The sequence below is a fragment of the Mesorhizobium sp. M2E.F.Ca.ET.219.01.1.1 genome, from assembly GCF_004016445.2.
Taxonomy (GTDB): domain Bacteria; phylum Pseudomonadota; class Alphaproteobacteria; order Rhizobiales; family Rhizobiaceae; genus Mesorhizobium.
Map to the genome: position 1 here is coordinate 1 of NZ_SADT02000213.1, position 304 is coordinate 304.

Annotated in this window: 1 pseudogene; it reads right to left on the minus strand. The window is 58.9% G+C overall.

The window, feature by feature from the left end:
- Window positions 1–30 precede the first annotated feature (30 nt).
- Window positions 31–304 (minus strand): annotated as a pseudogene (locus EN862_RS35570) (nuclear transport factor 2 family protein); the annotation flags it as partial.

The following is a 304-nucleotide window of genomic DNA, read 5'->3' on the forward strand; positions in this document are numbered from 1 at the left end:
CCTGAACTCGCGCCAGTGATGATTGCGATTTCATTGGGCATGCGTGTCCTCCCTGGTTGCGCGCATCGCAGGCAACATGGCCGCCGTGTCCCAATGGAACGGCCGCAGTTCCAGGATCCGGTTGTTTCGTACACGGAAGAACTGGAGCAGTGGCCAGTCGACCTCCCGGCCCGTCGGACGCGACACCGCATACACATGAGAGCGGCTGAAGATGACGTCTTCACCTGACGGATAGAATTGCGGATTTTTTACTTCCAGGGATGACCACTGGCGACCGAAAGCCTCCATCCACCCCTTGAAGCCG